Origin of the sequence: Pseudonocardia nigra (assembly GCF_019396355.1) — a bacterium.
Classification (GTDB): Bacteria; Actinomycetota; Actinomycetes; order Mycobacteriales; family Pseudonocardiaceae; genus Pseudonocardia; species Pseudonocardia nigra.
In genome coordinates this window covers 1-9,292 of the sequence record NZ_JAHKRK010000263.1, presented here as the reverse complement: position 1 = coordinate 9,292, position 9,292 = coordinate 1, and the positions used below count along the sequence as shown (strand labels likewise).

At 74.5% G+C, this 9,292-nt stretch carries 8 protein-coding genes and 2 pseudogenes; 9 read left to right on the top strand and 1 reads right to left on the bottom strand.

Annotated features, from left to right (window positions below; translation table 11 throughout):
• The coding region (locus KME75_RS36755; protein ID WP_219419550.1) for an AfsR/SARP family transcriptional regulator at positions 1–330 on the bottom strand (330 nt) is incomplete at its 3' end.
• 58 nt (positions 331–388) lie between these two features.
• On the opposite strand from KME75_RS36755, the pseudogene KME75_RS47175 reads away from it, so the two are divergent.
• The 9 genes and pseudogenes from KME75_RS47175 to KME75_RS36720 form a co-directional block, all read left to right on the top strand.
• Positions 389–670: pseudogene (locus KME75_RS47175) on the top strand (FAD-binding protein); the annotation flags it as partial.
• A 13-nt stretch (positions 671–683) separates the two neighbouring features.
• Positions 684–890: pseudogene (locus KME75_RS47170) on the top strand (FAD-binding protein); the annotation flags it as partial.
• 179 nt (positions 891–1,069) lie between these two features.
• The gene (locus KME75_RS44310) at positions 1,070–1,801 is read left to right on the top strand and encodes an FAD-binding oxidoreductase (protein WP_246633560.1); all 732 of its coding nucleotides are present in this window, start codon (positions 1,070–1,072) and stop codon (positions 1,799–1,801) included.
• A 7-nt stretch (positions 1,802–1,808) separates the two neighbouring features.
• Entirely contained in the window at positions 1,809–3,176 is a 1,368-nt protein-coding gene (locus KME75_RS36745) for an FAD-dependent oxidoreductase (protein WP_219419548.1), read from the top strand.
• 250 nt (positions 3,177–3,426) lie between these two features.
• Positions 3,427–4,176, top strand: a complete 750-nt coding sequence (locus KME75_RS36740) for an IclR family transcriptional regulator (RefSeq protein WP_308283414.1) — start codon at positions 3,427–3,429, stop codon at positions 4,174–4,176.
• Between the two features lie 102 nt (positions 4,177–4,278).
• Entirely contained in the window at positions 4,279–4,833 is a 555-nt protein-coding gene (locus KME75_RS36735; RefSeq protein WP_219419546.1) for a quercetin 2,3-dioxygenase, read from the top strand.
• A 69-nt stretch (positions 4,834–4,902) separates the two neighbouring features.
• Positions 4,903–5,805, top strand: coding sequence for an alpha/beta hydrolase (locus tag KME75_RS36730; RefSeq protein ID WP_219419545.1), 903 nt, complete (start codon positions 4,903–4,905; stop codon positions 5,803–5,805).
• 66 nt (positions 5,806–5,871) lie between these two features.
• Positions 5,872–7,500 (top strand): FAD-dependent monooxygenase, encoded by a 1,629-nt coding sequence (locus KME75_RS36725; RefSeq protein ID WP_219419544.1) that lies wholly within the window; start codon positions 5,872–5,874, stop codon positions 7,498–7,500.
• Between the two features lie 56 nt (positions 7,501–7,556).
• On the top strand, positions 7,557–8,723 hold the full coding sequence (locus KME75_RS36720) for a glycoside hydrolase family 1 protein (RefSeq protein ID WP_219419543.1): 1,167 nt from the start codon (positions 7,557–7,559) through the stop codon (positions 8,721–8,723).
• Positions 8,724–9,292 lie beyond the last annotated feature (569 nt).

Here is a 9,292-nt window from a genome sequence, read left to right as displayed (position 1 = left end):
GTCGGTACCGTCGTCGTCGAGGTGCAGGCGGTAGCCGCCGCTGCGCCCCTCGAGGCGGCCGGCCGCGGAACCGAGGTGCCGCCGCAGCCGGGAGACGTGGCTGTGCAGGGAGGCGCGGGCGGTATCGGGCAGCTCGGCCGGCCAGAGCGCGTCCATCAGGTGATCGGCCGGGACGGTGCGGCCCTCGGCCGTCGCCAGCAGCGCGAGCAGCGCCCGGCGCTTCGGGCCGGGCACGTCGACCACGGCGTCGCCGACGGTCAGCCGCAGCGGGCCGAGCACGTCGACCCGCACCGGCGGCGCCGCGATCCCCGCCCCGCCGTGCCGTCTCACGCCGGTCGTCCCCGCCCGTGCAAGTGCCGTGCAAGGATCGGCGCCGAGTGTGGCTCCCATGACACAGACCGAGTCTGCAGCACGAATGGCTCCGGAGCCCGAGAGGGCGCTGGTCGAAGCACTGCGCGGGTGCCTGCGTGGAGCGGTCGTCGGCCGCGGCGAGCCCGCGTACGACGAGGCCCGCCGCGTCTGGAACGGGCTGGTCGACCGCTACCCCGCGGTGATCGCCCGCTGCGCCGACGTGGCCGACGTGGTCGAGGTGGTGCGCGTCGCCCGGGAGCACCGCCCGGTCGTGAGCATCCGCGGCGGCGGCCACCAGGTGGCGGGCAGCGCAGTGTGCGACGACGGCATTGGTGATCGATCTGTCCGCGGTGCGCGGTGTGCAGGTCGACCCCAGGGCTCGCACGGCGCACGTGCAGGCCGGGGCGACGTGGGGCGAGGTCGACCGGGCAACCCAGGTGCACGGACTCGCCACCCCGGGCGGCGAGGTGTCGGTCACCGGGGTGGCCGGCCTGACCCTCGGCGGCGGGCTCGGGGTGATGATGCGGGCGCACGGCCTCAGCTGCGACAACCTGCGCTCGGTCGAGATCGTGACCGCCGACGGCATGGTCCGCACCGCCAGCCGCGACGAGCACTCCGATCTGTTCTGGGCGGCCCGGGGCGGGGGCCGCGGCCTCGGCGTGGTCACCTCGCTCGAGTTCGTCCTCACCCGCTCGGCCCCGAGGTCGCGGGCGCGCTGGTGCTGTACCCGTACGAGGACGCAGGCGCCGTGCTGCGCGCATGGCGCGACGCGGCGCGCGAGGCACCCGACACGCTCGTGCCCGAGTTCGGCCTGTGGTCCATCCCGCCGCTGCCGGACGTGCTCGAGGAGCTGCACGGGACACCGGTCGTGATCGTCGCAGGGGTCTACATCGGCAACCCCGTCGACGCCGACCCCGTGCTGGCGCCGCTGCGGCAGCTCGGCACGCCACTGGCCGACCTATCCGGGACGTCCACGTACGTCGAGACGCAGAGCGCGCTCGATGAGCTGTTCCCCGACGGCGGCCGCTACTACTGGAAGTCGCACTTCCTCGACGAACTGACCGACGAGCTCATCGACACCGTCATCGAGCTCGATTCCCACCGGCCGACACCGGAGTCGGTCATCTTCATTCGCACGCTGGGCGGCGCGATTGCCCGCGTCGCCGACGACGCCACCGCATACCCGCACCGCTCCGCCGGATTCAACCTGAGCGTGGACGCGTCGTGGCACGATCCCGCGCTCGACGACACCGCGATTGGCTGGGCCCGATCGACGTGGGATGCGATCGCCCCGTTCGCCACCGGAGGCGTCTACCTCAACTTCGCCGGCCTGGGCGAGGAGCCGGAGCTACGGGCCGTGGCCCTCGGGAGCAACGCGGCCCGCCTCGACGCGATCCGCCGCGCCTACGACCCCGACGGCCTCTTCCAGGCCGCCGCCCTCCGGCCCTGAGGAGGACATGATGATCGGTCACACCGCGGTCGTGGTGGGCGCGAGCATGGCCGGACTGTGTGCGGCCCGCGTGCTGTCGAAGCGGTTCGACCATGTGCTGCTCGTCGACCGCGACACCCTGCCCGACGGCCCAGAGCCCCGCGGCCGGGTACCGCAGGGTCGGCACCCGCATCTCCTGCTGGTCGCGGGCGCCCGGCTCCTCGCAGGCTGGTTCCCCGGCATCGTCCACGAGCTCGAGGCGGGCGGAGCGGTCGACCTCGACCTGTGCGGCGACTTCTACTGGCACCAGGGCGGCGGGGTGGCGCGGCGCCCGCCGTCGACGCTGCGCGGGCCCGCGATGTCGCGGCCGTTCCTCGAACGGACGGTCCGTGCCCGCGTCGAGGCCCTCCGCCAGGTCACCGTCCGCGACCACACCACGGTGGGCGGTCTTTGCAGCGATGCCGCGGGTACCCGCATCATCGGTGTGCGGCTCGACGACGGGTCGACGGTGCCGTGTGAGCTGATGGTCGATGCCACGGGTCGCCCGGCCAGAAGCCTCGCGTGGCTGGCGCAGCTGGGGTTCGCCGCGCCACCGACCTCCACGGTCACGGTCGACACCCGCTACGTGTCCAGGGTCTACCGCCGCTCCCAGACGCCCGGCCGCACGTGGAAGGCCGCGGCGGTGATCGACGACCCCGCCGCCAAGCGGCTCGCGATGGCGCTGCCCATGGAGGGCGACCGGTGGATCGTGCTCGTCGGCGGCCTGAACGGCGAGTCGCCGCCGGTCGACGAGGTGGAGCGGCTGGCCTACGCCCGCTCGTTCCCCTCCCCCGTCATTGCCGAGGTGATGGAGACGTCGGAGCCGCTCGGTGAGCCGGTGACGCATCGGTTCCCCGCGAATCAGCGGCGGCACGTGGAGCGGCTGCGCCGGTTCCCGCTCGGCTGGGTGCCGCTGGGCGACGCCGTGTGCAGCTTCGACCCGATCTACGGGCAGGGGATGACGTCCGCGGCCCTGCAGGCCGAGGCCCTCGGCCGGTGCCTCGACCGCTCGGGCACCGTCGATCGCTCGTTCGCCCGCCGGTACTTCCGATCCGCGGCCCGGGTCGTGGCAGGCCCGTGGTCGATCGCCGTCGGGGGCGACTTCGTCTACGACGGCACGACCGGACCGAAACCCGCCGGCACCGACCTCCTCAACCGGTACATGGACCGGGTCACGATCGCGGCGCAGCACGACGACGGCGCCGCGATCCGCATGAACGAGGTCGTGGCGCAGGTGCGCAGGCCCGAGGCACTGCTGACTCCGGCCTTCGTGCTCCGGGTCCTCCGCGTCGCCCGGCGCGGACCGGCAACGACGCCCACGACGCACTCGTCCGATACGAGGCCAACGCCGGCGTGAGCCCCGCCTGATCCAGCCTGGCAGTGCCGTCGCACGGCGGCGTCGACGACCAGGGCTCAGGCAGGTCCGTGCGGGCACGGCTCCCACCGGCGGTGAGACACCAGCGTGACAGGCATCAGGCACAATGCCGCTCAATGGAACACATCTGGGGGTCCACACCCTGCCGATCGGAACGGATGTCCTCCTGGTGACCGAAGCCTCGCCTCCCCCGGCCCGGGTCCGCGGACATCGGCCACCGCAGGGTGACCCCGTGGTCGACCGGGCGCTGTCCCTGCTCGCCGCCTTCGATGCAGGCCACCGGTCGCTGACCCTCGGGGAGCTGAGCAGGCGCAGCGGCATCCCCACCAGCTCCACGTTGCGGCTGGCCAACCGGCTGCTGGCCTGGGGAGCCCTCGAGCGCGGGGACGACGGCCGGTTCACGGTCGGCCTGCGGCTGTGGGAGGTCGCCTCCCTCGCACCCCGCGGTCACGGGCTGCGCCAGGTGGCCATGCCGTACATGGGGGACCTCGCCGAGGTCACCCGCCAGCACGTGCTGCTCGCCGTCCGGGACGGCGACGAGGCGCTCCTGGTGGAACGGCTGTCGGCGCACCAGGCGATGCCGGTCCTCTACCGCGTCGGCGGCAGGCTGCCCCTGCACTCGACCGGCGTGGGCCTCGCCCTGCTGGCCTTCGCCGAGCCGGAGTTCCAGGAGCATGTGCTCGCCCAGCCGCTGGTACACGAGCCGGAGAAGGTCGCCGTGTCCCCCGCGGCGCTGCGCCGCACGCTTGCGGAGGTCCGCCGCGACGGCCTGGCCCGGATCCGACGGCGGACTCCTCAGCCGCTGGTCTCGGTCGCGGCACCGGTGTTCGGCGCCGACGACCGGGTGGCCGCGGCGCTCTCCGTCCTGGTGCCGGAGGGGAACGCCGACCCCCGCCAGCTGGGCCCCGCCGTCCGGACCGCCGCCCGCGCCGTGTCGCGCGGCCTCGGTGCCCGCCGGGCGATCGGGAACGCGGCGGAGTAGCGCCCCGGGCAGAAGCTCTGCCGGTCAATGGCACGACCCTGGGACACGGCGGCCCGAGTGCCCGATCCTCGGGCGATCACCGCCGGCCACACGGGAGAAGCGATGAGTTTCGAGTACCTGATCGACCCGGAGCAGGGGCCCCGGTGGAAGGGCGTGCTGCCCGGAAAGCCCCAGCCGTACGTGCTGCATCGGGGCGAGGGCGAGCACGCCATGCTCTTCACCGACCTGGTCACCGTCCTGCTCAGCGCCGACGAGACCGACGGGCAGTTCGGCATCATCATCTGCGAGGCACCGGCGGGTGACCTCATCCCGACGCACTCGCACAAGGCCACGCACGAGACGTTCCAGGTGCTCGAGGGCAAGGTCCGGCTCTTCTTCGAGGACGCCGAGGGCACCAAGACCTCCAGCCTGCTCACCGCGGGCGACTTCGGCTACGTACCGGCCGGCTTCGCGCACGCCTACCGGGTCGAGGAGGCCGCTCGGATGATGGGCGTCCTGAGCGGCGGGTTCGAACGGTTCTTCCAGCAGATGGGCACCCCCACCGACCACGCCACGCCCCAGCAGCCACCGTTCATCCCCGACGTCGCGCGGATGCAGGCGGCAGCGCAGGCCCACGACACGCGGTTCATGCCGGGCTACGAGTGGCCGGACGCCTGAGCCCGTCGTCGTCACACCGCCCGCCGGACGCGGCCGAGGGACCGCGCCCGGCCCTGTGAGGAGTACCCCATGCCCACGCCCGCTCTGCCGTTGCCGCCGCCCGCGCACGCCGCTGCGCTGCCACCGGCCCGGCCCGGTCCCGGCGGCGTACGTCTGCTCACGGGGGTGCCCTACGCGGAGGTGCCCGGCGTCCGCCCGCTCGAGCTCGACCTCTACCTCCCGGCCGAGGGCCCCGCGCCCGTCGTCGTCTTCCTGCACGGCGGCGGGTGGCGGCTGGGCAGCCGGCACGCGGCCAGCCCGGCGTACCCCGCAACCGCGCCCTTCGAGCAGCTGGCACGGGCCGGCATCGCCGTGGCCAGCGTCGACTACCGGCTCTCCGGCGAGGCGGTCTGGCCGACCCAGCTGCACGACGCGAAGGCCGCCGTCCGCTGGCTGCGCGCCCGCGCCGGCGAGCTGGGCGTCGACCCCGACCGGATCGCGGCGTGGGGCGAGTCGGCAGGCGGGCACCTCGCCGAGCTGCTCGGCCTGACCGCGGACGATCCGGCGCTCGAGGGGGACGTCGGCGTGACCGGGCCGTCGTCGGCGGTGGCCGCGGTCGCCGCCTGGTACGCCCCGAGCGACGTCGCCGCGGTCGCAACCGACATCGGGGCCGACCCGATGGATCCCGCGAGCCGCGAGGCCCAGCTGCTGGGCGCGCCGGCGCCGACGGTCCCCGAGGTGGCCGCGCAGGCCGGCCCGGTCCACCACGTCTCCCCCGCCGCGCCACCGTTCCTGCTGCTGCACGGCCGGGACGACCGGTTCGTGCCGTGCGTGCAGAGCGAGCGACTCGCCACGGCGTTGCGGGCCGCGGGCGCCGACGTCGACCTGCACGTCTACGACGGCGCCGACCACATGTGGCTCGGCGCACCGGACGCCGCCCGCGACGCGCTCGAGCGCACGATCACGTTCCTGCGGCGCCGACTCGTCCCGTAGGACGCAGCGGGGCCCGTCCGACGTGACGACACCCGATCGAGCCATGCCCGGAATGAGGAGAACCCGATGACGACCCTGCCCGCCCGCGTCCCGGTGCTGATCGCCGGTGGCGGTCCGAGCGGCCTGGCGGCGGCCGTCGAGCTCGGCCGCCGGGGCGTCGAGGTCATCGTCATCGAGCCGCGTACCACGCTCGACCCGCTGCGCCCGCGGGCCAAGACCACCAGCGTCCGGACGATGGAGCACCTGCGCCGGTGGGGGCTGGCCGACCGCCTGCGCGCCCGCGCCCCGCTCCCGGTGGCCCACGCGCAGGACGTCGTCTTCTGCACCGGGCTGTTCGGCCACGAGATCACCCGCTTCCCCGGGGCGTTCGGCCTCTGGACGACGCGGCGCGACATCGCCGCCGAGAGCGGCCACCAGGCGCCACAACCGGTGGTCGAGGAGCTGCTGCGGGAGGCGGCCGCTGCGCTGCCGTCCGTCACCCTGCTGATCGGGCACCGGGTCGTGTCGGTCACCGACGGACCGGACGAGGTCCGCGCGGTGGTGGAGGGCCCGGACGGCGAGCGGCGCGAGACGGCGGCCGGGTACCTGCTCGGGTGCGACGGCAGCGCCGGTGTCACCCGCCCCGCGATCGGCGCCCGCTACGAGGGCTCCTCGGGCGCGCAGCCCAACCTCAGCATCACCTTCCGCTCCCTGGCCCTCGACGAACGGCCGCTGTGCGCCGTGGGCGTCCACTACTGGGTCATCGGCGCAGCGCGCGGCGGCCTCATGGGCCGGCTCGACCTCGCCGGCACCTGGTGGTTGATCGTGCAGGGGATCGACCCCCGGGACACCGACCCGGTGGCGCTCGTGCGCACCGTCGTGGGTGACGACGTCGACGTCGACGTGCTCGCCACCGACCCGTGGTCGGCGCGGATGCTGCTGGTCGACCGCTACCGCGGCGAGCGGGTGTTCCTCGTCGGGGACGCGGCCCACCTCAACCCGCCCTGGGGTGGGCACGGCTTCAACACCTGCGTCGGCGACGCGGTCAACATCGCCTGGAAGCTCGCCGCCGTGCTGCAGGGCTGGGCGCCGCCGTCCCTGCTGGACAGCTACGAGACCGAGCGGCGGCCGGTCGCGGAGCGCACCATCGCCGCCGCGGGCAGCCAGGAGGCGTTCCTCGCGCCGTCCTTCGCCGCCAGCGGTGACCTCGACGACGAGGGCCCGACCGGTCGGGCGCTGCGCGGCAGGCTGGCCGAGGCGCTGCAGGTCAAGCACCCGGAGTTCCACAGCCTCGGCCTCGTGCTCGGCTACGACTACCCGGACTCCCCGCTCGTCGTCCCCGACGGCGCGCCGGTCCCGGCGCCCGACCTCACGGTGTTCACCCCGTCGGCGCACCCCGGCGCGCGGCTGCCGCACACCTGGTTGCCCGACGGCGGCTCCGTCCACGACCTTCTCGGCGACGGCTTCACGCTGCTGCGCCTGGCCCCCGGCGCGCCCGTCGACGCCCTCCTCGACGACGCGGCGCGCGCGGGCGTCCCCCTGCGGCTGCTCGACCTCGACCATGTGCCGCGCCTGCGCACCCTGTACGGCGCCGACCTCGTGCTGGTCCGGCCGGACCAGCACGTGGCGTGGCGCGGCGACGACGTCCCCGACCCCGCGGCGCTGCTGGCCGCCGTCCTCGGCGCGGCGGCGGTGGCGGCACCGGCCTCCCCCTGAGTGCCGCACCACGCACCGACGTCCCGTCCCCCGACCCCGACCAGTGAGGAACCCCCATGACCACGACCTTCCCCGACGGCTTCCTGTGGGGCGCGGCGACGGCCGCCCACCAGGTCGAGGGCGGCAACGTCAACAACCACTACTGGGAGTGGGAGCACGCGCCGCACACCCCGTTCCGCGAGCCGAGCGGTGACGCGGTGGACCACTACCACCGGTGGCGGGAGGACCTCGACCTGCTCGCCGGGGCGGGGTGCAACGCCTACCGGTTCAGCCTGGAGTGGAGCCGCATCGAGCCGGAGGAGGGCGAGGTCTCCCGGGCCGCGCTCGACCACTACCGGCGGGTGGTCGACGGCTGCCGCGAGCGGGGACTGGCCCCGGTCGTGACGCTCGTGCACTTCACTACGCCGCGCTGGTTCCACCGCGACGGCTCGTGGCTGGGCCCCAAGGCCGGCGACCGGTTCGCCCGGTTCGCCGAGCTGGCGCTGCCCGTGGTGCAGGACGCCGAGTACGTGCTCACCCTCAACGAGCCGAACCTGGCCGCCTGCCTGCCCGTGCTGGCGGAGATGGCCGCCCGCGGCGAGCCGGTCAACGGGCTTCCGCGGCCGGACCAGGAGCTGAGCGAGGCGTTCCTGGCGGCCCACCGGCGCGGCCTCGACGTGCTGCGCGGCGGCTCTCCGCCGGTCGGCCTGGCGCTGGTCGGCCAGGAGTGGATCGCCGAGGACGGCGCCGTCGAGCAGATGGCCGCGCACCGCGCCGCCATGGAGGACCAGTTCCTCGAGGCGGCCGCCGACGGCGACTTCGTCGGCATGCAGGTCTACAGCTGCGCCCGGATCGGTGCGGGCGGCCCGGTCGCCCCGGCCCCCGAGCTCACGACCCTGGCGCACATCGAGGACCGGCCGCAGGCGCTCGGGGAGTCGGTCCGCCGGGTGCGCGAGGTGCTCCCCGAGATGCCCATCCTGATCACGGAGAACGGGATCGCCACCGCCGACGACGCCCAGCGCATCGCCTTCACCGACGCCGCCCTGCGCGGGCTGGCCGCCGCCGTCGAGGACGGCGCCGACGTCCGCGGCTACCTGCACTGGAGCCTGCTCGACAACTTCGAGTGGTTCGGCGGTTACGCCCCGACCTTCGGCCTGATCGGCGTCGACCGCACCACGTTCACCCGCACCGCCAAGCCCAGCCTCGAGTGGCTCGGCGGGGTGGCCCGCCGGAACGGTCTCTGAGGGGCGCGGACCTCGCCGTCGCGCTCCGAACGTTCAGGGGCGGCTTCCCGCCCCGGTCCGGATCCCCGGGTCGGAGACTCGCGACCGCCTCGTCGCGGGAGTCCGCGGGCCGCCTCGCCACCGCGGCAGCCGGCTGACCCGGTCTCGGCCTCGGCCTCGGCGTCGACTCCCCGGGGATGCGGGCGAGGTCGACGTGAGCGGGGTGGGGAGACCGGCCGGACCCCGCTGGGGTCGATCTCGACCGCCGAAAACCGCACGCCGTGCGGACCCGACCCGGATTCGTACAAGCGGGCCCCGCAGGGGACCGAACGGCGGACCGGGGCAGAACCCGACGGAGTCCGGTCGCTGCGGGGCTCACCTACATCCTCACCCTCGGACACCGTGTATCGGGTTCCTCGCCAGGAACTCCGCCATCGCCCGCGCGACGGGCTGAGGACGCTGGACGTAAGCATTCAGCCCGATCTTGAGCGTGACCTCGTGTCGGGGTCAGTGTGATCTTGGCGGCAGTGGCGTGTCGATCACGAATGATCGGCTGGTCTGCGGTGTGATCTTGGGGTGTCCGAGCCGGA

Excerpts from the sequence above, each read along its gene's own strand:
- KME75_RS36730 (WP_219419545.1), top strand. The coding sequence starts at position 4,903 with ATGCCCACGCCCGCTCTGCCGTTGCCGCCGCCCGCGCACGCCGCTGCG.
- KME75_RS36720 (WP_219419543.1), top strand. The coding sequence starts at position 7,557 with ATGACCACGACCTTCCCCGACGGCTTCCTGTGGGGCGCGGCGACGGCC.
- KME75_RS36735 (WP_219419546.1), top strand. The coding sequence starts at position 4,279 with ATGAGTTTCGAGTACCTGATCGACCCGGAGCAGGGGCCCCGGTGGAAG.
- KME75_RS36745 (WP_219419548.1), top strand. The coding sequence starts at position 1,809 with ATGATGATCGGTCACACCGCGGTCGTGGTGGGCGCGAGCATGGCCGGA.
- KME75_RS36725 (WP_219419544.1), top strand. The coding sequence starts at position 5,872 with ATGACGACCCTGCCCGCCCGCGTCCCGGTGCTGATCGCCGGTGGCGGT.